The organism is Microbacterium sp. NPDC090007 (assembly GCF_044748345.1).
Classification (GTDB): Bacteria; Actinomycetota; Actinomycetes; order Actinomycetales; family Microbacteriaceae; genus Microbacterium.
The window spans coordinates 466945-492181 of record NZ_JBIVFV010000001.1 but is presented as its reverse complement, the minus strand read 5'-3'; the positions used below and the strand labels follow the sequence as shown (position 1 = coordinate 492181).

General features: G+C 67.2%; 23 protein-coding genes and 3 tRNA genes. 13 read left to right on the top strand and 13 right to left on the bottom strand.

Features of this window, described 5'->3' with window-relative positions:
* Positions 1–513: 513 nt before the first annotated feature.
* Positions 514–1923, top strand: a complete 1410-nt coding sequence (locus ACIPVB_RS02310; protein WP_400366604.1) for an ATP-binding protein — start codon at positions 514–516, stop codon at positions 1921–1923.
* Between the two features lie 102 nt (positions 1924–2025).
* On the opposite strand, the gene ACIPVB_RS02305 is transcribed toward ACIPVB_RS02310, so the two are convergent.
* Complete coding sequence (locus tag ACIPVB_RS02305; protein ID WP_400366603.1) at positions 2026–2328, bottom strand: hypothetical protein; 303 nt, start codon at positions 2326–2328, stop codon at positions 2026–2028.
* A gap of 254 nt (positions 2329–2582) precedes the next feature.
* Here ACIPVB_RS02305 and ACIPVB_RS02300 point away from each other — a divergent pair, with 254 nt between their 5' ends.
* Complete coding sequence (locus tag ACIPVB_RS02300; RefSeq protein WP_400366601.1) at positions 2583–3653, top strand: tyrosine-type recombinase/integrase; 1071 nt, start codon at positions 2583–2585, stop codon at positions 3651–3653.
* Positions 3650–5329 (top strand): hypothetical protein, encoded by a 1680-nt coding sequence (locus ACIPVB_RS02295; RefSeq protein WP_400366599.1) that lies wholly within the window; start codon positions 3650–3652, stop codon positions 5327–5329. Before ACIPVB_RS02300 ends, ACIPVB_RS02295 begins: the two co-directional genes overlap by 4 nt.
* A gap of 215 nt (positions 5330–5544) precedes the next feature.
* On the opposite strand, the gene ACIPVB_RS02290 is transcribed toward ACIPVB_RS02295, so the two are convergent.
* Positions 5545–5628: transfer RNA gene (locus tag ACIPVB_RS02290), tRNA-Leu, on the bottom strand.
* 152 nt (positions 5629–5780) lie between these two features.
* Here ACIPVB_RS02290 and ACIPVB_RS02285 point away from each other — a divergent pair.
* From ACIPVB_RS02285 to pknB, 7 genes are read left to right on the top strand one after another with little or no spacing between them, the layout of a single operon-like run.
* Entirely contained in the window at positions 5781–6518 is a 738-nt protein-coding gene (locus ACIPVB_RS02285) for an FhaA domain-containing protein (protein WP_400366598.1), read from the top strand.
* Positions 6515–7054 carry an FHA domain-containing protein gene (locus ACIPVB_RS02280; protein WP_400366596.1) on the top strand — a complete coding sequence of 180 codons (540 nt, stop codon included), beginning with the start codon at positions 6515–6517 and terminating at the stop codon, positions 7052–7054. The genes ACIPVB_RS02285 and ACIPVB_RS02280 overlap by 4 nt, the downstream gene beginning before the upstream one ends.
* Before the next feature lie 9 nt (positions 7055–7063).
* The gene (locus ACIPVB_RS02275; protein WP_400366594.1) at positions 7064–8302 is read left to right on the top strand and encodes a PP2C family protein-serine/threonine phosphatase; all 1239 of its coding nucleotides are present in this window, start codon (positions 7064–7066) and stop codon (positions 8300–8302) included.
* Entirely contained in the window at positions 8299–9702 is a 1404-nt protein-coding gene (locus ACIPVB_RS02270) for an FtsW/RodA/SpoVE family cell cycle protein (protein WP_400366592.1), read from the top strand. Before ACIPVB_RS02275 ends, ACIPVB_RS02270 begins: the two co-directional genes overlap by 4 nt.
* Before the next feature lie 49 nt (positions 9703–9751).
* Positions 9752–11206 carry a peptidoglycan D,D-transpeptidase FtsI family protein gene (locus ACIPVB_RS02265; protein WP_400366590.1) on the top strand — a complete coding sequence of 485 codons (1455 nt, stop codon included), beginning with the start codon at positions 9752–9754 and terminating at the stop codon, positions 11204–11206.
* A complete protein-coding gene (locus ACIPVB_RS02260) occupies positions 11203–12981 on the top strand; it encodes a serine/threonine protein kinase (RefSeq protein WP_400366588.1) in 1779 nt (592 codons plus the stop codon). Before ACIPVB_RS02265 ends, ACIPVB_RS02260 begins: the two co-directional genes overlap by 4 nt.
* A gap of 32 nt (positions 12982–13013) precedes the next feature.
* A complete protein-coding gene (pknB, locus tag ACIPVB_RS02255) occupies positions 13014–14714 on the top strand; it encodes a Stk1 family PASTA domain-containing Ser/Thr kinase (protein WP_400366586.1) in 1701 nt (566 codons plus the stop codon).
* Here pknB and ACIPVB_RS02250 read toward each other — a convergent pair.
* From ACIPVB_RS02250 to ACIPVB_RS02240, 3 genes are read right to left on the bottom strand one after another with little or no spacing between them, the layout of a single operon-like run.
* Positions 14686–15342 carry an anthranilate synthase component II gene (locus ACIPVB_RS02250; RefSeq protein WP_400366584.1) on the bottom strand — a complete coding sequence of 219 codons (657 nt, stop codon included), beginning with the start codon at positions 15340–15342 and terminating at the stop codon, positions 14686–14688. The genes pknB and ACIPVB_RS02250 overlap by 29 nt on opposite strands.
* Positions 15339–15494 (bottom strand): hypothetical protein, encoded by a 156-nt coding sequence (locus ACIPVB_RS02245; protein WP_181373441.1) that lies wholly within the window; start codon positions 15492–15494, stop codon positions 15339–15341. The genes ACIPVB_RS02250 and ACIPVB_RS02245 overlap by 4 nt, the downstream gene beginning before the upstream one ends.
* Positions 15494–16285 carry a class E sortase gene (locus ACIPVB_RS02240; protein ID WP_400366582.1) on the bottom strand — a complete coding sequence of 264 codons (792 nt, stop codon included), beginning with the start codon at positions 16283–16285 and terminating at the stop codon, positions 15494–15496. Before ACIPVB_RS02240 ends, ACIPVB_RS02245 begins: the two co-directional genes overlap by 1 nt.
* 55 nt (positions 16286–16340) lie before the next feature.
* Between ACIPVB_RS02240 and ACIPVB_RS02235 the strand changes: the two genes are divergently transcribed.
* The gene (locus ACIPVB_RS02235) at positions 16341–16580 is read left to right on the top strand and encodes a cell division protein CrgA (protein ID WP_108317377.1); all 240 of its coding nucleotides are present in this window, start codon (positions 16341–16343) and stop codon (positions 16578–16580) included.
* Positions 16581–16631: 51 nt separating this feature from the next.
* Here the strand turns inward: ACIPVB_RS02235 and ACIPVB_RS02230 are convergent, their stop codons facing one another.
* Together ACIPVB_RS02230 and ACIPVB_RS02225 are read right to left on the bottom strand one after the other, a co-directional pair.
* Positions 16632–17558, bottom strand: coding sequence for a rhomboid family intramembrane serine protease (locus ACIPVB_RS02230; RefSeq protein WP_400366580.1), 927 nt, complete (start codon positions 17556–17558; stop codon positions 16632–16634).
* Between the two features lie 18 nt (positions 17559–17576).
* A complete protein-coding gene (locus ACIPVB_RS02225) occupies positions 17577–18134 on the bottom strand; it encodes a peptidylprolyl isomerase (RefSeq protein WP_400366578.1) in 558 nt (185 codons plus the stop codon).
* A 101-nt stretch (positions 18135–18235) separates the two neighbouring features.
* On the opposite strand from ACIPVB_RS02225, the gene ACIPVB_RS02220 reads away from it, so the two are divergent.
* Positions 18236–18808, top strand: coding sequence for a DNA helicase (locus ACIPVB_RS02220; RefSeq protein WP_116536780.1), 573 nt, complete (start codon positions 18236–18238; stop codon positions 18806–18808).
* Positions 18805–19278 (top strand): aminoacyl-tRNA deacylase, encoded by a 474-nt coding sequence (locus ACIPVB_RS02215; protein WP_400366577.1) that lies wholly within the window; start codon positions 18805–18807, stop codon positions 19276–19278. Before ACIPVB_RS02220 ends, ACIPVB_RS02215 begins: the two co-directional genes overlap by 4 nt.
* Before the next feature lie 6 nt (positions 19279–19284).
* On the opposite strand, the gene ACIPVB_RS02210 is transcribed toward ACIPVB_RS02215, so the two are convergent.
* The 6 genes from ACIPVB_RS02210 to gyrB all read right to left on the bottom strand — a co-directional run bounded on the left by ACIPVB_RS02210 (position 19285) and on the right by gyrB (position 25163).
* Entirely contained in the window at positions 19285–19716 is a 432-nt protein-coding gene (locus ACIPVB_RS02210; protein WP_400366575.1) for an NUDIX hydrolase, read from the bottom strand.
* Between the two features lie 96 nt (positions 19717–19812).
* Positions 19813–19885: transfer RNA gene (locus ACIPVB_RS02205), tRNA-Ala, on the bottom strand.
* A 14-nt stretch (positions 19886–19899) separates the two neighbouring features.
* Positions 19900–19973, bottom strand: a tRNA-Ile gene (locus ACIPVB_RS02200).
* A 65-nt stretch (positions 19974–20038) separates the two neighbouring features.
* Positions 20039–20440 (bottom strand): DUF3566 domain-containing protein, encoded by a 402-nt coding sequence (locus ACIPVB_RS02195; protein WP_400366573.1) that lies wholly within the window; start codon positions 20438–20440, stop codon positions 20039–20041.
* On the bottom strand, positions 20437–23067 hold the full coding sequence (gene gyrA, locus ACIPVB_RS02190; RefSeq protein WP_400366572.1) for a DNA gyrase subunit A: 2631 nt from the start codon (positions 23065–23067) through the stop codon (positions 20437–20439). Before gyrA ends, ACIPVB_RS02195 begins: the two co-directional genes overlap by 4 nt.
* A 59-nt stretch (positions 23068–23126) precedes the next feature.
* Positions 23127–25163, bottom strand: a complete 2037-nt coding sequence (gene gyrB / locus ACIPVB_RS02185) for a DNA topoisomerase (ATP-hydrolyzing) subunit B (protein WP_400366570.1) — start codon at positions 25161–25163, stop codon at positions 23127–23129.
* Positions 25164–25237: the final 74 nt, after the last annotated feature.

Below are 25237 nucleotides of genomic sequence, written 5' to 3'. Positions count from 1 at the left end.
TGGGGCACCGACGGCTTCTCGCAGTGTCTACGGGCGCCCGGGGCGGTCTCCGCGTCATCGACCAGGTACATATGGTTTCTACGCTCTTGTGCCACGTCGAGCAAGGGGATGCATCTCACGCCAGCGCTGGAAGTGACACCGCGCTCCAACGTTGGATCCTCATCGGGAACCCACGTGCCTAGGAAGCGCGCTCGTCCAAACGGATGAGAACCGTTCCACAAAATCGTCCCGCTCGGGCCAACTGGGTTATCCACAGCATGGGCCCCGTTCAAGACAAACGGGTTCGACGGCGTCCTCGGTGACGGCCAGCCGTGCCGACTCGTTGGCATACCTCGCGCCAGAAACCCCGGATCCCAGGTGTCGAGCGGGTTCCAGCCGTAACCGTGGCCCCTGTTGTGCGAGTTATCCACAGGACTATCCCGTTTTAAATCGACCCCGGTAATCCGGCCGCTCCGCGGCGCCGAGGCCTTGATATACAAGGGGAGTTCTATTTAAACGAAACGAGGACTGCCGGTGCTGGAGCGAACCGACGACGAACGCTACATCGATGACTTCCTCGCTCAGGTCGAGAATCGAGACCTCGAGTTCAAACGAGCCGAGAACAGCTTCGACTGGAACAAGGCACTGGCGTACTGCGCCGGCATCGCCAACAGCGGCGGCGGCTATCTCATCCTCGGCGTGACTGACGACCGCACCGTGCACGGCACCGCGGCCTTCTCGGACCCCAGACAACTCGAGCTACGCGTCCACGAGAAGCTCAGCCTCGCCATCGCCATCCGCGAGTTCCTGTACGAAGGCAAGCGAGTCCTCGTCATTCAGATCCCCAAACGCCGACGGGGCACTCCGGTGAGCTTCGACGGCCGCTACTACCTGCGTGTGGGAGAGAGTCTCGTCGACATGAGCGCACATCAACTCGGTGCGATATTCGACGAGCTACGCGAACGCGCGGGGCTGATCGTCGTCACTGACCACCTCACGGCGGCTGAAGTGGAGGGCCTCCTTCACCTCGACACCTATTTCCGCCTGTTGGAAGTCCCCCGCCCGGCCCAGTTGGTCGACGCCCTGGCTGTGCTGACCGCCAAACACCTTCTTGTGTGCAACGACAGTGGGACATACGGCATCACCGCAACCGGGGCGCTCTTCCTGGCACACGATCTCGCCCGGCATGGACTCTCGTGGCGTCGGATCCGACTCATTCGGTACGCCGCGACTGACCGGGTCAACGCGGTCTTCGAGCACCTGGATTCCCGGGGCTACGGGCTGTGCTTCGAGGACATCCTCGACTTGGTACGAGCACACGTACCGGTGGTGGAGATCATCGAGGACGGACTCCGACAAGTCCAGCCGATCTATCCGGGCACTGCGATCCGTGAGTTCCTGGCGAACGCACTCGTGCACCAGGACCTCGATGAGCAGGGTGTGCAGATCACGGTTGAGATCTTCGAAGATCGTGTTGAGATTCGAAACCCCGGCAAGCCGCTCATCGACGTCAAGAGGTTCGTTGACGAAACGCGGTCACGAAACCCTGAGCTTGCGGAGATCCTCCGGCTCGCAAACATCTGCGAAGTGCGCGGCAGCGGAGTAGACCGAGCTCTCATCGCCATCGAAGATCTCATCCGACCGGCACCAAACTTCACAGCCGGTGAGAGCGCGACGACCATCGTCCTGCACAAGGAGCGCGGCTTCGACGAGATGAACCTCGACGAGCGGGTCTGGGCGGCGTTCCTTCACGCCTCGGTTCGGCATGCCGGCAGCAGCAGCCTCACCAACTCGTCCCTACGCGCCCGATTCGGGTTGCCCGATTCGAAGGCGGCTGTGGTGTCTCAGGCCATCGCCGCGGCGGTGGAGTACAACCTGCTCAAATTGGACCCACGCTCCGGGGCGTCCCGGCGTCACGCTCGCTACCTGCCGTACTTCGCCTAAGCGCCGGGGCGGGCCTGGCCTGTCCTTAGACATGTCCAACGGCGCGTCCTCGAGGAGATCGTCAAAAATCCCGGTAGACATGGAATTTCGCGCGCGCTAACTTCAGCGCATGGACGAGCGCGGAGGCCGGTCGAGCGGGCTTCGCGCGCCGGGGTCATGTAGGGCCCCTAAAGCCGGGTGCCACGATGTGACGTACCGGGTGAGCGCCAGGGCGACGGTCGGAAAATGGCCCGCCCAGTAAGCGATGTCGGCGAACTGCGCCATCGTCTCGCCCCGCAGCAAACGCTGCTGGCGATCCGCGCTCAGGCCCTCGGCCCCATTCGCGTGCTCGATGTGAGCGTTGACAGTAGTGCCGTTCATAACCACCGCCTCACGAACGGCGTTCGCCAAAAGGTGTTGCAGCATCGCCGCACGGTATCGCGGACTGGTTGGGTCGACCCCCTCGGCGGGCTCGATGGGAATCCCTACCTTGCCGAATGCGGCGCGCTCTTTCACAAGTGCTCGTGGCTCGAAGACAGCCCCAAGGCCTGCTGGTACTCGCCCCAAAAGTCTCGACCCCCACAAAATGCACCGGCTTGGTGCGTGATTAGACCGCGGCAGCTGGCTCGAGATCGTATTGAGCCCGCACCGACTCCGCTGGAGTGCATAGCCCCACCACTATGCCCCAACCTGACATCTTCTATCTGCGCATCCAGAAGCTGGGACCGACCGACGTCGCCCGCACGCACGCGGCGACCCTGCGCCCCCTCCTCGGACGCTTCCGCACCCACACGCACCCCAAACGCACCGAGCGGCTGCTCGCAAAGTGCAGTTACGCGTCCCTCCCGCCCGAGGCACGTGCGATGACTGAGACCTGGCGCCCCGCCGAGGGCTTTGGCCTGGGCCCGGAGGGGGAGGCGTTCGTCCGCGACGCGGTGTCCATCGCAGCCCCTCACACCGCCTACAGCGCGAAGCTCTGCATCAACTACACAGCCCGGTACGTCCACTGGTGCCGCATGCGCGGGTACCCGCTCACCGCAGAGAGCATCTGGTCGCCCATCTCCATCGACCTGTACTCCACCACCGCGAACCTCGACCGAACGGAAGGCACCCGACGCAATTACCGCGCCGTGCTGATGCGCATCAGTGAAACGCTGCTGCCGGAAGCTCATCCGGATAAGGTCACGGCCCTGTCAAAAAAGGCGACCATCGAGCCGTACACAGCGGAGGAGATGGCCGGGTTCCGCGACTGGGCTGGGATGCAGCTCACGCCGCTGAAGTCGCACCGCGCGCTTCTCATCCTCGTGTTGTGCGCCGGGGCGGGTGTCCGGACCTCTGAGCTCGCGCAGCTGCGCGCCGAACATATCGTCCGAGACCATGCCGGAACGCTCGTGGACATTCCCGGTGACCGCGCCCGCGTGGTCCCCCTCCTCACCGAATGGGAGGAGTGGGTAACCCCGATGCTTGAGCGGCGGCCGAACACTGAGCTGTTGTGGGGGAACATCGCGCGCCGCGACACCAACAACATCGTCTCCGCGTTCACTCAGTACTCCAACGGCACCCCACCACGCTCGGACCGCCTCCGCAACACCTGGATGGCGACGCATCTGGTTGCGGGCACGCCGGTGAAGATGCTGATGCGCGCGGCCGGGGTCGAAACTCTCAACCACATCAACCTGCTGCTCAAGCACCTGCCGGATATCGACGAAGCGCAATACCTCCGCGCCCTCCGAGGGGAGTCGCAGCGATGACCCCCAAAGAGGAAGCCGCCATCAGCCTCTTCGAGAGCCGCATGCTCGAGGCCACGGGGTACACGTCGGAGGAGTATGGGAAGGTCCGCGGCGTCGGTCCTACCTCGCTCGCGCACGTACAGCTGTACGGCAAGCTCATCGACGAATCCGGCGTCGTCACCCTGCTGGAAAAGTGGTTCGCCGAAACTCGCCGCTCCAGTGCCGGGCGGAAGCCCATCATCCCGTTCCGCGCTGCGCTGATACTTCACCTGATGCACTCGGGCAAAGGCAATATCCGCTACCACGACATCGCCCGCACCCTCTACGCGCAGCTGCCTCCGACCGCGTTCGAATACCTCGGCATCACGACCACCGTCGGGGACCACGAAGAGTGGTACATGCGATTCTGGAAGGCGCTCAACCGCATCCTCGCTCTCCTCAGCCCGTGGGACGTGCCCCGCAACACCTTCCTCTCCGCCGAGGCGTACCGCCGTGCGCATGAGACGTACTCGAAGGAGCGTCGCGACCGGATGGACATCATCATGAACGCACTCGCCCACACTTCCGCCCGCCGGCTCCCAGAGGCCATCCGAAAGGACTACAAGGGCAACGTCGCCCTCGACGCAACCGCTGTGTATCTGACGGGCCGCCCGAATCCCCGCATCTACAATCTCGATAGCCCCCGCTACAACCTCGACGCGATGAGCGGGCCATATACGCGTGAGGGGGCGCACGAAGGTGACGGTCGCCGGTCTGACAGCCCGGCGTGGGAGGTGGAGACCGTCGTTACCGTTCCGAACACGCCGGGCGATACCGAGAGCTTCCCGTTCCTCACCACCGGTATCACCATGCACGCACCCGGCAAGGTGAAGCACGGTCCGCTCATCGCAGTGAGGTTCCACACTGAGCTCTTCGACGAGCGCGGGTTCATCCTGGTGGACCGCAACTACAACAACCTCAAGTCGCACCGCTTCCAGAACCCGACCCGCATGATGGGGTTCCGCCACGTCTACAACTTCAAGGACAAAAAGCGCGAGGCCGTCGAAGGCGCCATCGGCGATGTCATCGCTGTCGACGGATGCCTCTACGTGAAGTGGATGCCCATCGACCTCATCAACGCGACCTACAACTTTCACCACGAGGACCCTGAGCAGCGCATCGACGAGTCGACCTACCGCGAGCACCTTCGCTCCCGGACGGCATACCGGTTGAAGAACCTCGGGTACCCGGACGCCGAGGGACGCCAGCGCTTCATCTTCCCCGACCTGTCGAAAGTCGCTTGCTTCGACACCGTCATCCGAAATAAGCCTGTCCGGCCAAAGCTCACCCAGCGCACCTTCACCCTGGCTCCCGACTCGGACGAGGCCATGCGCATCATCAAGCACCTGATGCACTTCGAATACCGCAGCCCCGAATGGTTCAAGTGGGCCGGGCAGCGCTCGCATGTCGAAGCCAACAACCAATACCTGAAGCGCGAAGGTGGCAGTGACCTCGGCGACCCCCGCCGGCGGCGGCCCCGCGGATACGCCTTTCAGGCCCTGGCCATCGCCGCGGCCACCGCAGTCAGCAACATGAGCCGCATCGTCACATTCCTCGAAGCGGCAGTGAACCGTGTCGTCTCAGCGACCGACAGGCGGCGAGTACGGCGCCGACGCGACGAGCACGGCAACCGGCTGGAGCACCCGACGCGTATATAGAGGACGCGCGCGCCCGAACAGAACACGACTCGAACGACCCCGCCCCGGAAGGGGCTATTGGTGTTGGTGCGGCGGATTTGCGCTGTGCTCGGGCGGGCTGTGCGCGGGGTGTTGGTGGCGGGAACGACGAAGCCGGCCAGGAAAACTACTCCTGACCGGCTTCGTTTTTCGATTTGTAAAGAACAGTCCTATCGAAAGATAAAGACCGCCTGTTGTGCGCGAGGGGGGACTTGAACCCCCACGCCCTTGCGGGCACTGGCACCTGAAGCCAGCGCGTCTACCTATTCCGCCACTCGCGCGAGTCACGGCACGGATGCCACGAACTCAACTTCCCGAGAATATCACGGCCGCGACCACCTCACGAAACGCGGCCGCGAAAGTCCGCTTCCATGACCTGTCCAGCCGTGCTGACTACGATGTGCCTACTGGTCTGCCTGCCTGAAGGAGTCTCGTGGGGCTACTCGACAGTTTCGAGAAGGGTCTCGAACGCGCCGTCAACGGTGCGTTCGCGAAGACCTTCCGCAGCGGCATCCAGCCGGTGGAGATCGCCTCTGCGCTGCGCAGTGAGCTCGACAAGAAGGCCGTGGTCGTCACGCGCGACCGCATCCTCGCGCCCAACACGTTCAGCGTGCGCCTCTCCCCCGTCGACGACGACAAGATGAGTGCGCTCGGGTCGACCCTGGTGTCCGAGCTCGACACGCTCGTCAAGAAGCACGCTCGCACGCAGGGCTACTCGTTCGCGGGTCCCGTCGCGATCTCGATCGAACGGGATCCGTCGCTGTCGACCGGAACGCTGCGCGTCGATTCGCAGACCACCGAGGGGCGCATCGCGTGGCGCGGGGTCGTCGACATCGACGGCACGCGGCATCCCCTCACCGGAGCGCGCACGGTCATCGGGCGCGGCAGCGACGCCGACATCACCATTCCCGACGCCGGCACCAGCCGCAAGCACGTCGAGATCCTGTGGGACGGGGAACGTGCGATGGTCCGCGACCTCGGCTCGACGAACGGCACCACCCTCAACGGTCGCAAGGTCTCCGAGGCCGCTCTGCCGCCCGATTCGACGATCTCGATCGGCCGCACCAATATCGTGTTCCGTGTGGTGGCGCAGGCGCAGCCGCCGCGGCGCCCGTCGGCGTCCGACGCCACGCGCATCTTCGACGCACGGGAACGGGGACCCCTGTCATGAGTCCGTTGACTCTCCTTCTTCTGCAGGGCGGCTTCCTCGTCCTGCTGTGGTTCTTCGTATTCGGTGTGGTGTACTCGCTGCGCGCCGACCTGTTCGGCGTCAAGGTGCGCAAACTCCCCGAGCCCGCGGCATCCCCCGCTCCGATGGCGGCCGCCCCGACGGCGGCGCCCGACGCGGTGACCACCCAGGTCAAGCGGCCCGCGCCTCCCGCGCCCGCTCCGGCGGGCGGTCTCGCGACCACGTCGGCCGTCTCGCGCATCGTCATCACGAGCGGTCCGAAGGCGGGCCTCGAGCTGCCGCTCGGCACCGAGCCGCTCACCATCGGTCGCTCGAGCGAGTCCGGCCTGGTCATCCGCGACGACTACACCTCCAGCCACCACGCGCGTCTCGTGCTGTGGGGCGATCAGTGGATGCTGCAGGACCTCGACTCCACCAACGGCACCTCCCATGACGGCGTCCGCGTCGCCGCTCCCGTGCAGGTGAAGGTGGGTGCACCCATCAAGGTCGGCGCGACCACGTTCGAGTTGAGGAAGTAACGCTCCTCCATGGTCTTCCAGGGCTCGAGCGCCGCCATCTCCCACACGGGCAAGGTGCGCTCCAACAACCAGGACTCCGGCTACGCCGGGTCCAATCTCTTCGTGGTCGCCGACGGCATGGGCGGTCACGCCGGGGGTGACGTCGCCTCGAGCCTGGCGATCGGCCGTCTCACCGAGCTCGACCAGCCGTTCTCGACGCCCGCTCAAGCCGAGCACGCCATCCGCGACGCCCTGGCCGACACCGCGGCCGAGCTGATCGACACCGTCGCGCGTCGTCCCGAACTCGCGGGCATGGGAACGACCGTCAGCGCCCTGGTGATGGTCGACGACTACGCGGTGATCGGCCACATCGGCGACTCGCGCATCTACCTCTACCGCGACGAGACACTGACCCAGATCACCGCCGATCACACGTTCGTGCAGCGCCTGGTCGACTCGGGTCGCATCACCCCCGAAGAGGCGCGGTACCACCCCCGCCGTTCGGTGCTGATGCGCGTGCTCGGCGACATGGATCCCGACCCCGAGGTCGACAGCTTCATCATGCCGACGCAGGACGGCGACCGCTGGCTGCTGTGCTCGGACGGACTTTCCGGCGTCGTCGACGACGATCACACCGCCAAGACCCTCGCCCTCGGTATGCCCCCGGCGCGCACGGCCGACGCCCTGCTCAAGCAGGCGCTCGACGGCGGCGCACCCGACAACGTCACCGTCGTCCTGGTCGACGTGGGCGGTCAGCATCCCGTGTTCATCGGCACACCGACCATCGTCGGATCCGCGTCGAACCCGAGCGGGGTCGTGGTCCCGGCAGCGCGTCCCGGTCGGTCGAACTGGCTGCACCACGCGCGACAGGTCGCCAACGAGCCCACGCATTTCGAACCCGCCGCCGAGTTCCTCGAGGAGCTCATCGAAGAGGACCGCCGACGTGCGCGACGGCGTCGTCTGGGGTGGCTCGCGGCGCTGCTGGTCGTGCTGATCGGCATCGGCGCCGGTCTGTTCGCGGGGTACAACTGGACGCAGACGCGGTACTACGTCGGTGCCGACGACGACTCGGTCGTGATCTACCGCGGCATCCAGCAGTCCATCGGTCCGATCTCGCTGTCGACCTCGTACGAGGACACCGACATCGTGCTCGCCGACCTTTCGGCGTTCGACCGCCAGACGGTCGAGGCCACCATCTCGGCGCGCTCTCTCAGCGATGCCGAACAGATCGTCGATCGGCTGCGGCCGGCGGCGGAGGAAAGCGGATGACCGACCAGAAGCTGACCCGATCCACGGATGCCGTGTCCACCGACACGGCGGTGATGCGCGCGCTGAAGAAGATCCGCGTCCCCGCCAAGCAGCGCAACCGCGAGTTCGGCCTGCTCGTCTTCGCGATCGCCGTCTACGGCGCGGCGGTGGTGCTCGTACAGCTCGGAGCCACGGGAGCGGTCGAGACCGGCTTCCTCGTACTGGCGGCGGTCCCGGCGGTCCTCGCGCTCGTGACGCACATCGTTCTGCGCCTGCGCGCCCGCGACGCCGACCCGTTCGTCCTCCCCATCGCCACCGTCCTCACGGGCCTGGGCATCGCGATGATCTACCGCATCGACCTGGCCGGGCAGGTGAGCGGGTGGGATGCCACGGGCCACCGCCAGATCGCCTGGGCCGCCATCGCAATGGTCGCGGCCCTGGTCGTGCTGGTCTTCGTCCGCAACTACCGCGTGCTGTTCCGCTACACCTACCTCTTCGGCCTGGTCGGCATCCTGCTGCTGCTGCTGCCGTTCGTGCCGGGCCTGGGCACCGATCAGAACGCCGACGTGTGGGTGTCGCTGGGATTCGTGTCGTTCCAACCCGGAGAGCTGGCCAAGATCTGCCTCGCGATCTTCTTCGCCGGCTATCTCGTCCGGACGCGCGAGAGTCTCACCTCGACGGGCACGCGCTTCCTCTTCATGACGTGGCCGCGAGCGCGCGAGCTGGGTCCGGTGCTCATCATCTGGCTCGTCTCGCTCGGGATCATCGTGCTCCAGCGCGACCTCGGTACGGGACTGCTCATCTTCGGCATGTTCGTCGCGATGCTGTACGTGGCGACCGGCAAGACCAGCTGGGTGCTGATCGGCCTGGTGCTGGTCGCGAGCGGTGCGTTCCTGGCATCCCGCGTTCTTCCCTACGTCAACGGCCGGTTCGCGAACTGGCTCAACGCCTTCGATCCCGAGGTGATCGACCGCGACGGCGGAAGCTATCAGCTGGTGCAGGGCATCTTCGGCCTGTCGCACGGGGGCCTGTTCGGCACCGGACTCGGACAGGGCCGGCCGTACATCACCCCCCTGTCGCAGAGCGACTACATCGTCCCGAGCCTGGGCGAGGAGCTCGGCCTCGTGGGGATCTTCGCGATCCTCGCCCTCTACATGGTGTTCACCAGCCGTGGCATCCGCGTCGGCCTGGCCGGACAGGACGACTTCGGCAAGCTGTTGGCGACGGGCTTCTCGTTCACGATCGCGTTGCAGGTGTTCATCATGGTCGGCGGTGTGACCCGCGTCATCCCGCTGACCGGCCTCACCACCCCGTTCCTGGCCGCGGGCGGCTCGTCGCTCATCGCCAACTGGATCATCGTGGCCTTCCTGCTGCGGATCTCGGATGCCGTCCGCAGCCGGCCCCGGGTGGTGATCGGCTGATGATCCCCCCGTCCGCACCCGTCGTCATCCCTATCCGCGAGGAGGCACCGTGACCAAAGAGCTCCGACGCCTCAGCATCGTCATGCTGGCGATGTTCCTGGCCCTGTTCGCCTCGACGAGCATCATCCAGGTCGTCCAGGCCAACGCCCTGACCAACACCTCCGGCAACACCCGTGCGCTCTACGACTCGTACGAGGTGCAGCGCGGCTCCATCATCGCCAGCGGCACCCCCATCGCGCAGTCGGTCCCCTCCGACGACGTCTACAGCTGGCAGCGTCAATACACGGATGCCGCGATGTGGGCGCCCGTGACCGGCTACGTGAACCCCGTGCTCGACTCGCGCACGGCGATCGAGCAGGCCGAGAACAGCGTGCTGAGCGGTCAGGATTCCAACCAGTTCTTCTCGCGGATCGACCGGGCCATCACCGGACAGGCCCCGCGCGGTTCCAACGTCGAGCTCTCGGTCGACGCCACCGTGCAGAAGGCGGCGTGGGACGCCCTGGGCGACCAGCAGGGCGCGGTCGTCGCGATCGAGCCGTCGACGGGACGGATCCTGGCGATGGTGTCCACGCCGAGCTTCGACACGAACGCCCTCGCCTCGCACGACACAGCGAGCGTCGACGCCGCGTACGAACAGCTGGTCGCCGACGCGTCGAAGCCCCTCGACAATCGCGCGATCGCGGGCGACCTCAACCCGCCCGGGTCGACCTTCAAGTTGGTCGTCGCCTCGGCGGCGCTGGCCTCGGGCCGCTACACGCCCGAGTCAACGTTCCCCAACCTCGCCGCCTACACGCTTCCGCAGTCGACGAACGTCGTCCGCAACGCCGGCGGCGGCGCCTGCGGCGAGGGCGACACCGTGACCATCGCGACCGCGCTGCGCCTCAGCTGCAACATCCCCTTCGCCGAGTTGGCGGTCGAGCTCGGCGACGACGCCATCCGCGCCGAGGCCGAGAAGTACGGCTTCGGCTCCTCGTTCACGATGCCGCTGCAGTCCACGGCATCCACCTACCCCGCCTCGCCCAACGCCCCGCAGACCGCGCTGAGCGGTTTCGGTCAGGGCGACGTGCGCGCGACGCCGCTGCAGATGGCGATGGTCTCGGCGGGTATCGCGAACGGCGGGGTGGTGATGAACCCGCGCATGGTCGACCGGGTGATCAACCCCGACCTGTCGGTGTCGTCCGAGGGGACCGACAGTGAGTTCGGCCGAGCACTCGACACCGACGTCGCCACGCAGATGGTGACGATGATGACGGCGAACGTCCAGGACGGCGCGGCATCGAATGCAACAATAGACGGGGTCCGGGTGGCGGGTAAAACCGGCACCGCGGAGAACGATTCCCGTCCCTACACTCTCTGGTTCACCGGCTTCGCACCGGCGGACGACCCCCGGGTCGCCGTCGCCGTCGTGGTCGAAGACGGCGGAGGCCGGGGGCAGAACGGGAGCGGCAACGAGATCGCCGCCCCGATAGCGAAGAAGGTCATGGAGGCGGTGCTGAGCAAATGAGACCGACGCAGGGTGTGACCTTCGGAGGACGCTACGAGCTGGATTCGCGGATCGCGATCGGCGGGATGGGCGAGGTCTGGGAAGCGACCGACCACGTCATCGGACGTACCGTCGCGATCAAGATCCTCAAAGACGAGTACATGGGCGACCCGGGCTTCCTCGAGCGCTTCCGCGCCGAGGCCCGCCACGCCGCACTGGTCAACCACGAGGGCATCGCCAGCGTGTTCGACTACGGCGAGGAGGACGGCAGCGCCTTCCTCGTGATGGAGCTCGTCCCCGGCGAGGCCCTGTCCACGATCCTCGAGCGCGAGGGCTCGCTGTCGACGGACAAGACGCTCGACGTCGTCGCGCAGACGGCTGCGGCACTGCAGGCCGCCCACGCGGCCGGTCTCGTGCACCGCGACATCAAGCCCGGCAACCTGCTCATCACCCCCGACGGCCGGGTGAAGATCACCGACTTCGGTATCGCCCGCATCGCCGACCAGGTTCCGCTCACCGCGACCGGCCAGGTCATGGGGACGGTCCAGTACCTCTCGCCCGAGCAGGCTTCGGGTCACCCCGCCTCGCCCGCCACAGACACCTACTCGTTGGGGATCGTGGCGTACGAGAGCCTCGCCGGCAAGCGTCCCTTCACGGGCGAGTCGCAGGTCGCCATCGCGATGGCGCAGATCAACGAGCAGCCCGCTCCGCTTCCTCCCACGGTCGCGGTGCCGGTGCAGAACCTCGTCATGGCGATGATCGCCAAGAAGCCCGAGGACCGTCCCGCCTCGTCGGCGGCCGTCTCGCGCGCAGCCACGGCGCTGCGTCGCGGCGACCTCGCCGCTGCGGCCGCCGCCGTCCCCGCGGTCGCGGCCGGTGCCGCCGCGGCCGACGACGCGACGCAGCTGCTCACCGCAGGTCAGACCTCGGCGACGACGCGGCTCATGCCCGCGGCTGCCGCCACCTCGCTCCTAACCGAGGAGCACACCGAAGAAGACCCGGCCCCGCAGAAGAAGAAGCGCAGCCCCTGGACGTGGCCGCTCGTCGCACTGATCGTCCTGCTCGCGCTCGTGCTGGGTGGCACCCTCTTCACTCTCCTGGGCAACCAGGGAGAGCCGGATGCCGCGCCCACCAGCGCGACGCCGACCGCGGCGACACCGAGCGCGGCACCGTCCTCGCCGTCGCCGACGCCCACGCAGACGTCGCAGCGTGTCGAGGTCGCCTCGCTGGGCCTGCAGGGCAGGACCTGCGACGAAGCGCGCGCGATCCTGGATGAGAACGATCTCGTCGCCGACTGCCGCGTCGGCAACGCCGCCACGTCGGCGAACGACGTGGGTCTCATCTACGACGTGAACCCGACCGGTCGCGTCGACGAGGGAACGACCATCACGGTCACCACCTATGCCGACCAGACCGAGCTGCCCACCCCCGGCACGCCCACTCTCCCGGGTGCGTCGGTCTCGGCCGGCAGCACCGTCCAGGTCTCGTGGCAGCAGTACACCTGCCCGAGCGGGACCGGTCAGGTCACCTCGTACAATTTCACGGCGACCAACGGCACCTTCGCGACCAACGGCCAGTCCACGGCGTCCTTCGCCCCCGACGCCCGCAACGCGCAGTTGCAGGTGAGCAACTCCGTGGGGCAGACGCTGCGGGTCACCTATACCGTCAGCTGCTCGGGTACGGGCGACCGTCAGGCCGGCCCGTCCGGCGAGGCGTCCGCGACGATCGCCGGGGGCAGCACGCCGTCGCCGTCGACGACGGGGAACGGCGCCGCCGCCACCCCCGTCCGACCCTGATCCCACGACCCCGACGCCAGGAGTTCCCTCTCGTGACCACTGAGACGCGCGTCCTTTCCGGGCGCTACCGTGTCGACGACCTCATCGGTCGCGGCGGCATGGCGAGCGTCTACCGCGGCTACGACGAGACCCTCGGGCGCACCGTGGCCATCAAGATCCTCAAGAGCGATCTCGCCGGCGACGCCGCCTTCCGTACGCGCTTCCGCCTCGAGGCGCAGGCGGCGTCGCGCATGGCCCACCCGACGATCGTGCGCGTCTTCGACGCGGGCGAGGATGCCGAGACCGGACGCGACGGCGTCCAGCGGCCGGTGCCCTACATCGTCATGGAACTCGTGCACGGTCGCCTCCTCAAGGACGTCATCGCCGAGGGCCCCGTCCCCACCGACGATGCGCTGCGCTACACCGACGGCATCCTGGAGGCCCTGGAGTACTCGCACCGCGCCGGTGTCGTGCACCGCGACATCAAGCCCGGCAACGTGATGATCACCGACAGCGGGCGTGTGAAGGTCATGGACTTCGGGATCGCTCGCGCGGTGTCCGACTCGTCGTCGACCGTCGCCGAGACCACGGCGATCGTCGGCACCGCGGCCTACTTCTCGCCCGAGCAGGCGAAGGGTGAAACGGTCGACGCCCGCGCCGACCTGTACTCCACCGGCGTCGTGCTGTATGAACTGCTCACCGGTCGTCCCCCCTTCCGCGGCGACACCCCGGTGGCCGTCGCTTATCAGCACGTCAGCGAGGCGCCCGTCCCGCCGAGCGAGATCGACGAGAAGATCCCCCGCGCCCTGGATGCCATCGTCCTGCGCGCCCTGGCGAAAGACCCGTTCCAGCGCCCGCAGGATGCCGCGAGCTTCCGCGAGTCCCTGGACGAGACGATCGACGGCAAGGCGCCGACCAAGCGTCAGATGTCGGCGCTGTCCAACGAGCTCTACGGACCCAACCCCCGCCAGGCCGCCGAGACGGCGAGGTCGCTGCGTCAACTCAGCACCGACACCACCATGCGGCGTACGCAGCCCGGTCCGCCTGTCGCGTGGATCTGGGGCGGGGTCAGCGTCCTCGCGGTGCTGCTCGTCGCCGTGTTCGTCTGGGTCACGCAGATCCAGCCGTCCGCCGACGTGCCCACGGCATCCCTCGCCGTTCCCAATGTCGTCGACATGTCGTACGAACGTGCCGTCGAGACCCTCGAGGCCGAGCAGCTGACCGCGAGCCGTGTGAACGAGTCCGACGAGACGATCGCCGCCGGCAACGTCGTCGAGACGGTTCCCGCGGCGGGGACCAGTGTCGCGGCGGGGCAGAAGGTCACCGTCTACGTGTCCACCGGTCCCGACACCGCGACGGTCCCCACGCTCGAGGGCATCACCGAGAGCGAAGCGCGCACCGCGATCGACGAGGCGGAGCTGTCCCTGGGATCGATTCGCCGGCAGGACGACCCCGCGCTGGCCGCGGGCACGGTCATCTCGGCGACCCTCGAGGCGGGCACGAGCGTCGCAAAGGGCACCACCGTCAATCTCGTCGTCGCGAGCGGTCAGGTCGTCATCGTCGATTACACCGGTTACACCCTCGACGGAGCCCGGCGCGAGCTGGAGTCCGAGGCGAAGCAGCTGACCGTGCAGACGCAGGAGGATCCCGGATGCCGGGCGGCCACGCCTCCCACGGTGACGACGCAGTCCCTCGCCCCGGGCGAGGTGCCCGTCTTCAGTGAGATCACGCTGACGGTCTGCTCGGGGACCTGAGTCCGCGCGGGTGCAGCTCGCCTCCCCGCGCGGCGGCGCCGGGCAGGCCGGCATCCTGCAGCCATCGGCCGAGGAGCGCGTGCCCGCCCTCGGTGAGGACGCTCTCGGGGTGGAACTGCACACCCTGGATCGGCGACCGGCGGTGTCGGATCCCCATCACCACACCGGTGTCCGTCCACGCCGTGACCTCGAGCTCGGCGGGGAGGGTCTCGGCGATCACCGACAGCGAGTGATAGCGCGTGGCCACGAAGCCGTCCGGCAGATCGCGGAACACCCCCGCGCCGTCGTGATGGATGACGCTGGTGATGCCGTGCAGCAGCTCCGGTGCATGGTCGACCCGCGCACCGAAGGCGGTGGCGATCGCCTGGTGGCCCAGGCAGACGCCGAGCAGCGGCATCCCTTCGTCATGCGCTCGGCGGATGACGCGCACCGACTCCCCCGCGTCGTCGGGGTGTCCCGGGCCGGGTGAGACCAGGATGGCGTCGGCCGCGGAACCCACCCGTTCGGGCACCGTCGGGTCATCCGCCGACAGCATGACCGTGTCGGCTCCCAGGTCGCGCAGGTAGCCCGCAAGGGTGTGGACGAAGCTGTCGCGGTTGTCGACGACGGCGACGCGCCACGCGGTCACTCGACCGTGACCTCCGACGGGTAGACCAGGTCGCTGACCCAGGGGAAGACGTAGAAGAACAGTCCGTACAGCACCGCGGCCAGCAGCACGAGGACGATCAGCAGGCGTACCCACCACGGACCGGGGAGGATGCGCCAGAGGGCTCCGTACATCAGGCTGCTCCAGAGGTGAGGGACATCGGCGGACCGGCTTCCGTCCGCGGGGTGTAGGACTCGAAGACGCCGTACGCGATCGCGCGCTCGGAGAAGCCGTAGCGCGGGCTGCAGGTGGTCATGGTGATGACGCGGTCCGTCGCCTCGACCTCAGGCTGCTGCGGCAGGGGCAGCAGCACATCGACGCCGTCGGGCCGGACGTATTCGAGGTTGCGGTAGCGGTAGGTGTACCAGCCGTCCTGGGTCTCGACCACCACCGCGTCGCCGACGCGCAGCGACGGCAGATCGGCGAACGGAGCACCGTGACTGCCCCGGTGGCCGGCGATGGCGAAGTTGCCCACCTGACCGGGCATCGCGGTGTCCGGATAGTGACCGAGACCGATCGGGTCCAGCGTGCGGGACGAACTGACGCCGCCCGCGAGCGGGAACTGGTAGTCGGCGCCGAATCGGGGGATGTGGACCACTCCGAAGCGCTCCGCATCGCCCGGCTGCGGAAGGGCCGGGGGATCGGCGATGGGAGGGACCGCGGGCTGCACGGGGTCGGCGGTCGTCGTCGGGGCAGGGGGGAGGGGGTCCGTCGCCCATTGCTGGCTGAGGCTCTTGCCCTCGTCCTTGAACTGCGCGCCGATGATGGCGTCGCCGATCCACAACTGCCACACCACGAACAGCAGCACGAGCACGCCGGCGGTGACGAGCAGATCGCCGATGATCCCGACGATCGAGATGCGGCGACGCGGCGCGGGAGCGGGTCGGTGACCTCGACGGGTCTGCGGCTGCGTGTCGGACTGCACGGGGCCGAGTCTAGTTCCGTGGGTTCACGGGCGCCTGAGCATTAGACTGTGCGGCATGGCTCGAACTGGCAAAGGCGAAGACCCGATCGCCGAGCGCAACGACGCAAACGCAGCTCCCAACCCGGTGTGGTTCCTGCCGATCATGATCGGCCTCATGCTGGTGGGCCTGGTCTGGGTGCTGGTGTTCTACCTCAGCGGCTCGCAGTTCCCGATTCCCGGCATCGGCGCGTGGAACCTGGTCATCGGGTTTGGCATCGCCTTCGTCGGCTTCCTCATGACCACCCGGTGGCGCTGAGTTACACGCGTGTAATTCATCCCCACCTGTGGATGGGGCTGTGGATAACTGTCAGAAGTAGGCGATTGCCGGCACGGCGAGCAGCGCGATGAGCGCCGCGGTGAAGGCGATCATCAAGCCGGTCTGCAGGCGGCGCTGCGACGCGGCACGCGTCCGGGAGTAGATCAGCCCGACGACCGCGCCCGTCAGCAGTCCGCCCAGGTGCGCCTGCCACGAGATGCCGATCGCCGCGAGCGAGCCGGCGAAATCGCCCGAACCGATCGCGTTGAAACCGGCGAGCACGAACGGCCACGCGAAGTTGATCGCGATCAGGATGCCGATGACCCGGATGTCGGCGCCGATGTGGCGTCCGATCACGAGGAGCGCCCCGAAGAGCGCGAAGATCGCCCCCGAGGCACCGACCGTCCACACGCCCGGAGCGAGCAGCGCGACGGCCACCGAGCCGCCGACGGCCCCGAGGATGTACAGCGCCAAGAACCGCCAGCGACCCAGGAGCGGCTCGAGGCTGCGGCCGATGAACCACAGAGCCAGCATGTTCAGGCCCACGTGGAAGAACCCGTCGTGCACGAGAGCAACGGTCACGAGCCGCCACGGCTGGATGAAACCCGCTTGCGGCAGCAGGAAGATGCTGTTGAAGGCGAGCAGGCTGCTCAGCACACCTCCCACCCCCGGGATGATGCCGATGATGTAGGCCAGCCCGGTGACGGCGATGATGCCGAGCGTCATCCGGGGGCGGTCGCCGGACACGACGGCCATGGGCCGCGATGCCCAGCGGCGCTCCGCCTTCTTCTGTGCGGGGGTCTGCGCGGCTCTCTGCTCGGCCATGCACTCCGGGCAGATGACGCCGACGGCGGCGGGGGTTCGGCACTCCGAACAGACGGTGCGCATGCACCGCTGGCACAGCACGAAGCTCTGCCGGTCAGGATGCCGGTAGCAGAAGTTGTCGCTGTTGCGACGGAACTCCTCGGTGGAAGACACCCGCCGCCGTCCGCAGGGTCAGACCGAGACGACGTCGACCGACTGGAGCACGACGGGCTCGATCGGGCGGTCGCCGGCGGCGGTGGGGACGGCGGCGATCTTGTCGACGACGGCCTTCGAGGCGTCATCGGCGACCTCGCCGAAGATGGTGTGCTTGCCCTGCAGCCACGGAGTGGGGTCGGTGGTGATGAAGAACTGCGACCCGTTCGTGCCCTCGGCCTGACCGGTGATCGCGTTGCGGCGCAGACCGGCGTTCGCCATGGCGAGCTTGTAGGGGGCGGTGAAGTCCAGTTCGGGGTGGATCTCGTCGTTGAAGTTGTAGCCGGGTCCGCCGATGCCCTGACCGAGGGGGTCGCCACCCTGGATCATGAAGTTGGGGATGATGCGGTGGAAGATCACGTCCGTGTACAGGGGACCTTCACCCTTGGCGCCGGTTGCCGGGTTCGTCCACTCTTGCGTTCCATCGGAGAGACCGACGAAGTTGCGGACGGTACGCGGCGCGTGATCGCCGAACAGGTTGACGACGATGTCGCCGTGGTTGGTGTGCAGGGTCGCGACGGCGGTGTGGTTGGCCATGGGTACATTCTCTCAGAGTTATCTGCAAGGGTCGGCGGCGTCGACGGCCCGTTCTGGCAAGATGAGGGCAACGTACATCCCATCGATAGGGAGGATGAGCCGTGGGCCTCAGCCGCAAGAGCAAGAAGGAACTGCGCAAGCTCCAGAAGCACGCCGCCAAGGTGTGGGAGTCGCAGCAGGTGCTGCTGGGCGAGAGTGGGAAGGTCGCTCGCGAAGCAGGCCACCAGCTCGGTCGCTTCAGCCGCGAAGATCTCGTCCCCGCCGTTCAGGACGGCTACAGCAAGTACGCCGCGCCGTACGTCGACAAGGGCGTGAAGGGCACGAACCGCTTCCTCAGCCACAAGGTCGTCCCCGCGGCGGGCGCCGTGGTCGGCGGAGCGATGTCGGTGTGGGATGCGGCGGGCGACACCCGTGACCGTCTCGCGAAAGGCCGTGGGTTCGAGCTCGACACCCACAAGTACGCCAAGCGCGCCGAGAAGTACGGCAAGCAGGCCACCAAGCGTCTGAGCAAGAAGCTCCCCTCGCAGCACGACGGCATCGGAGCCGGTGGCGTCATCGCCATCATTCTCGGCGTGGTCGCGGCCGCCGGCGTGGCGTACGCCGCATGGCAGACGTTGCGTGCCGACGACGAGCTGTGGGTGGCCGACGACCCGCTGCGCGCGCCGGACGCGTGAGCGACCCCACCATCAGAGTCAGAGAGGCCGCGCATGAGCGCGGCCTCTCTGTCGATGTCCGCGAGCGTCCCGCCGCTGCCAGCCTGGACGAGGCGGCCGAGCTGCTCGGCATCCCGCCGGCATCCATCGTCAAGACCCTGGTGGTCAAACGCTCCGACGACACGTACCTCTTCGCGCTGGTGCCGGGCGACCGTGCCATCTCGTGGCCGCGATTGCGGGCGGTCGTCGGTGCGAACAAGCTCCGCCTGCCCGAACCCGACCTGGCCCTCGCCGCCACCGGGTACGAGCGGGGCACGATCGTGCCGATCGGCAGCTCGACCGCCTGGCCCGTGTACGCCGACGAGCGCATCGTGGGTACGCGCATCGCGATGGGTGCGGGAGCGCACGGCGACAGCCTCTTCGTGGAGGCGGACGACCTGATCGCGGCGTACGACGCCGTGGTGGCCGACATCACCGTCGAGCGCGCCTGACACCGGTCAGCCGCGGGGCAGTCCCGCCATGCGGAACGCGACGTCGACGAGCTGCACACGGCGGAGCCGGCGTGCCGCCGCCATGGTGAACCACTCCGCGCGATCGGTCGATCCGTCCCTCTCGTAGCGCAGTCGACCACCGACGACCCGGGCGCGGTACACGATGCGCAGGGCGTGCAGCGGGTCGGTCGCTCCGTCGGCCAGGCGTGCCTCGGCCGGGATGACACGCGAATGGATGCCGAGGAGATCGCCCACCTCGACGCGGAACCCCGTCTCTTCTCGCACCTCGCGGCGGACCGCGTGCACGGGATCCTCGCCGGCCTCGAGACCGCCGCCGGGCAGAGTCCACGCGGCGCGACGCCCCTCGACCCAGTGGGCGAGCAGCACGCGGTCGTCGTCATCGGTGATGACGGCGTACGCGGCGACCCGCATGTCCATGACCAGACTCTAGCGACCCGCATCCGCCGCACCCGGCCGTCGACGTGCGGGTGAACGCGAAGAGCCGGCCCGTAGGCCGGCTCTTCGTCACGATCGTGGAGCCTAGGAGATTCGAACTCCTGACATCCTGCTTGCAAAGCAGGCGCTCTACCAGCTGAGCTAAGGCCCCGGGAAGGGAAGGGGTGGGGCTACCAGGACTTGAACCTGGGACCTCTTCATTATCAGTGAAGCGCTCTAACCGCCTGAGCTATAGCCCCGTCTCGCTGACGTGATGTCAACCTCGAAGACTTTACCGGAATCTCGAGGTTTTGACGAATCGACGTCAGTTCGAGGTGAATCCGACGAGCAGACCGCCCGTCACCTTGACCGCGAGGTTGTAGATGCCCGCCATGACGGCGCCCATCACCGTGACGATCACCAGATTGAGGATGGCCACGATCGCGGCGAACGCCATGACCTGCGGCAGTCCCACGTACTGCGACAACGTCGCCCCCCCGTCGGTGAAGCTGGTGAAGAACTCGTCGAGCCTCGTCAGCAGCGTCGCAGACACCACGAGATAGATGAGGAAGTACGACACCACCGTCACGATCGAGACGGCCACCGCCACCAGGAACGACAGCTTCACCGCCGACCAGAAATCGATGTACACCAGCCGCAGACGCACCTGCTTGGCAGGGGTCTTGTGAGTCGACTTCTTGGCGAGTTTGTCGGCTACCGTGCTCATGCGTCAGTACTTTCCTCGGGGGTCTCGGGAGTGGAGGCGGTGGCCTCGTCCGCGTCATCCGCGGCGGGCTCCCTGGTCGTCTCCGTCGTCTCGGCCAGGTTGCGCTCCGCGTTACGGGCGATCGCGATGATCCTGTCGTCGCCTCCTGCGCGGGCGAAAACGACACCCATCGTGTCGCGTCCCTTCGCGGGCACCTCGGCCACGGAGGAGCGTACCACCTTGCCGCTGGCAAGAACCACAAGGACCTCATCGGTCTCGGACACCATCATTCCGCCCGCGAGCACCCCGCGATCGTCGGTCAGACGAGCCACCTTGATGCCGAGTCCGCCGCGGTTCTGCATGCGGTATTCGGTGACGGCCGTGCGCTTGGCGTAGCCGCCCTCGGTGACGACGAAGACGAACTCGTCGTCGCGGGCCACGGATGCCGAGAGCAGACTGTCGCCCTCTCGGAAATCCATCCCCTTCACACCCGACGTCGACCGACCCATCGGGCGCAGCGCGTTGTCGGTGGCGGAGAAGCGCAGGGACATGCCCAGGCGGCTGATGAGGAGGATGTCATCGCCCTCGTCGACCAGCATCGCGCTGACCAGCTCGTCGGCCCCGCCCTGCTCGGTGTCGTCGGCGTCGTCAGAGACCTGGCCGCGCAACTTGATCGCGATCACTCCGCCCTGGCGGTTCGTGTCGTACTCATCGAGCCGCGTCTTCTTCACCAGACCGCCGCGCGTGGCCAGCACCAGGTAGGTCGCGACCTGGTAGTCGCGGATGTCGAGGATCTGGGCGATCTCTTCGTCGGGCTGCAGCGCGAGCAGGTTCGCGACGTGCTGGCCCTTGGCATCCCGCCCCGCCTCGGGGACCTCGTATGCCTTGGACCGGTAGACGCGTCCCTTGTTCGTGAAGAACAGCAGCCAGTGGTGGGTCGTGGTGACGAAGAAGTGCTCGACGACGTCGTCGGCGCGCAGCTGCGCACCCTTGACGCCCTTGCCGCCCCGGTGCTGCGAGCGGTAGTTGTCGCTGCGCGTGCGCTTGATGTAGCCGTCGCGGGTGACGGTGACGACCATCTCCTCTTCGGCGATGAGGTCCTCGATCGACACGTCGCCGTCGAAGCCGTGCAGGATCTCGGTGCGGCGATCGTCGCCGAAGCGGTCGACGATGGCCGTCAGCTCGTCGCGGATGATCGTGCGCTGACGACCCGGGGTCGCCAGGATGTCGTTGTAGTCGGCGATGCGGGCCTCGAGCTCGGTGGCCTCGTCGACGATCTTCTGACGCTCCAGGGCCGCCAGTCGACGCAGCTGCATGTCGAGGATGGCCTGGGCCTGGATGTCGTCGATGTCGAGGAGCTTCTGCAGGCCCTCGTTGGCATCCTGAGCCGTCGGCGAGCGACGGATGAGCGCGATGACCTCGTCGAGGGCGTCGAGTGCCTTGAGGTATCCGCGCAGGATGTGCATGCGCTCTTCGGCCTTGCGCAGGCGGTAGCGCGTGCGCCGCACGATGACCTCGACCTGGTGGTCGATCCACAGACTGATGAACCCGTCCAGCGACAGGGTACGCGGCACACCGTCCACGATGGCCAGCATGTTCGCGCCGAAATTCTCCTGCAGCTGGGTGTGCTTGTACAGGTTGTTCAGCACGACCTTGGCCACCGCGTCGCGCTTGAGCACGACCACGAGACGCTGGCCGGTGCGACCCGAGCTCTCGTCGCGGATGTCGGCGACGCCGGTGATCTTGCCCTCGCGCGCCAGATCGCCGATCTTGACCGCGACGTTGTCGGGGTTGACCTGGTAGGGCAGCTCGGTGATCACGAGGCACGTGCGGCCCTGGATCTCTTCGATGTTGACCACGGCGCGCATCGTGATCGAGCCGCGACCGGTGCGGTAGGCGTCCTTGATGCCGCGGGTGCCCAGGATCTGCGCCCGGGTGGGGAAGTCGGGCCCCGGGATGCGCTGCATGAGCGCCTCGAGCAGCTCATCGCGCGTCGCATCGGGATTCTCGAGCGCCCAGAGGGCTCCCGCGGCCACCTCGCGCAGGTTGTGCGGGGGGATGTTGGTCGCCATACCGACGGCGATGCCGACCGAGCCGTTGACCAGCAGGTTCGGGAAGCGCGACGGCAGCACCGTCGGCTCCTGCGTCTGACCGTCGTAGTTGTCCTGGAAGTCGACGGTCTCTTCTTCGATGTCGCGCACCATCTCGAGTGCGAGCGGCGCCATCTTCGTCTCGGTGTACCGCGGGGCGGCGGCGCCCTGGTTGCCCGGGGAGCCGAAGTTGCCCTGGCCGAGGGCCAGCGGATACCGCAGCGACCAGGGCTGCACCAGCCGGACGAGGGCGTCGTAGATGGGGGCATCACCGTGCGGGTGGTAATGGCCCATGACCTCGCCGACGACGCGGGCGCACTTCGAGAACGACTTGTCGGGGCGGAACCCGCCGTCGTACATGCCGTAGATCACGCGGCGGTGCACGGGCTTGAGGCCGTCACGGACGTCGGGCAGGGCGCGCCCGACGATGACGCTCATGGCGTAGTCGAGGTAGCTCCGCTGCATCTCGAGCTGCAGGTCGACCTGGTCGATCTTGCCGTGGTCGTGAACCGGCTCGCCGCGGACTTCTTCGGGTTCGGGCGTGGTGTCGTCAGCCATGTGTTCTCAGTTCCGTAGTGCGTGCGTCGTCGGTCGGCGCCGTGCGTCGGCGCTCCGGGTCAGATGTCGAGGAAGCGGACGTCTTTGGCGTTGCGCTGGATGAAGCTGCGCCGCGACTCGACGTCTTCGCCCATCAGGACCGAGAAGATCTCGTCGGCCGCGGCCGCATCGTCGATCGTGACCTGCTTGAGCGTGCGGGTCTGGGGGTCCATGGTGGTCTCCCAGAGTTCGTGGTCGTTCATCTCGCCCAGACCCTTGTAACGCTGGATGCCGTTGTCTTTGGGGATGCGGCGACCGGAGGCCTGACCGTCGACGAGCAGTCCGTCGCGCTCCCGGTCGCTGAAGGCGTACTCGTGGGGGTGGTTCGACCACTTCAGTCGGTACAGCGGGGGCTGGGCGAGGTAGACGTAACCGGCCTCGATGAGCCCGCGCATGTAGCGGAAGAGCAGCGTCAGCAGCAGCGTCGTGATGTGCTGGCCGTCCACATCGGCGTCGGCCATGAGGACGATCTTGTGATAGCGGGCCTTCGCCATGTCGAAGTCCTCACCGATCCCGGTGCCGAAGGCCTGGATCATCGCCTGGACCTCTTTGTTGCCCAGCGCACGATCGAGACGGGCGCGCTCGACGTTGAGGATCTTTCCGCGCAGGGCCAGGATCGCCTGCGTGTGAGGGTCGCGGCCCTGCACGGCGGAACCGCCGGCCGAGTCACCCTCGACCAGGAAGATCTCGCTGATCGAGGGGTCTTTCGAGGTGCAGTCCTTGAGTTTGTCGGGCATGGCGGCCGACTCGAAGACGCTCTTGCGGCGAGCGGTCTCTCGGGCCTTGCGGGCGGCCAGACGGGCGGTGGCGGCGTCGATCGCCTTGCGGATGATGTTCTTGGCCTGCGCGGGATTGCGGTCGAACCAGTCGCCGAGCTTGTCGCCGACGACCTTCTGCACGTAGGCGCGCGCTTCGGTGTTGCCGAGCTTGGTCTTGGTCTGCCCCTCGAACTGCGGCTCGGACAGCTTGACCGAGATGACCGCGGTGAGGCCCTCGCGGATGTCGTCGCCCGTGAGGTTGTCGTCCTTCTCTTTGAGGAGGTTGTTGGCCCGCGCGTAGCGGTTGACGAGCGTGGTCAGCGCTGCGCGGAAACCTTCTTCGTGCGTCCCGCCCTCGTGGGTGTTGATCGTGTTGGCGTAGGTGAAGACGTTCTCGGTGTACGCCGTCGTCCACTGCATCGCCAGCTCGAGCGCGATCTTGCGCTCGGTGTCCTCGGACTCGACCTCGATGATCTCGTCGTTGACGACGTCGGCCTTGCGGACGCGATTGAGGTGCTCGACGTAGTCGACCAGCCCCCGCTCGTACAGGAACGAGTCGTGCCGGGCCTCGGTCACCTCTTCGCCGGGGTCGCCCTCGGTGATGAGCGACTGCGGCCGTTCGTCGCGCAGGCTGATCCGCAGCCCCTTGTTCAGAAAGGCCATCTGCTGGAAGCGCGTGCGCAGCGTGTCGTAATCGAAGTCGACGGTGTCGAAGATCGTGGCATCCGGCCAGAAAGTGATCGCCGTTCCGGTCTTGTCGCTCTTTTCGCCCTTCTCGAGCGGAGCGAGCGGGACGCCACCGGTGCGGAACGACTGTCGCCACACGTGCCCCTGACGCTGCACCTCGACCTCGAGACGCGTGGACAGCGCATTGACGACGGAGGAGCCCACGCCGTGCAGACCGCCCGAAACCGCGTATCCGCCGCCACCGAACTTTCCACCCGCGTGCAGCACCGTGAGGACGACCTCGACGGTCGACTTGCCCTCGGTGCGGTGCATGTCGACCGGGATGCCGCGACCGTTGTCGACCACGCGAACGGCCCCGTCGCTGAGGATCGTGACATCGATGGTGTCGCAGTAGCCGGCGAGGGCCTCGTCGACGGAGTTGTCGACGATCTCTTGCACGAGGTGGTGCAGGCCGCGCTCCCCCGTCGAACCGATGTACATGCCGGGACGCTTGCGGACCGCCTCGAGTCCCTCGAGCACCTGGATGGCGTCTGCCCCGTACTCGTTGGGAACCTTCGCGGAGGTGGTCGCTTCGGGTTCCTCGGAAACGGTGTCGGGGTTCTCGGACGTCATGAGTGAACGCGCTCCAGATCGATTCGTTAGAAATCCCATCCTATCGCGCGAGGCATCGTCGCACGGCGTGTACG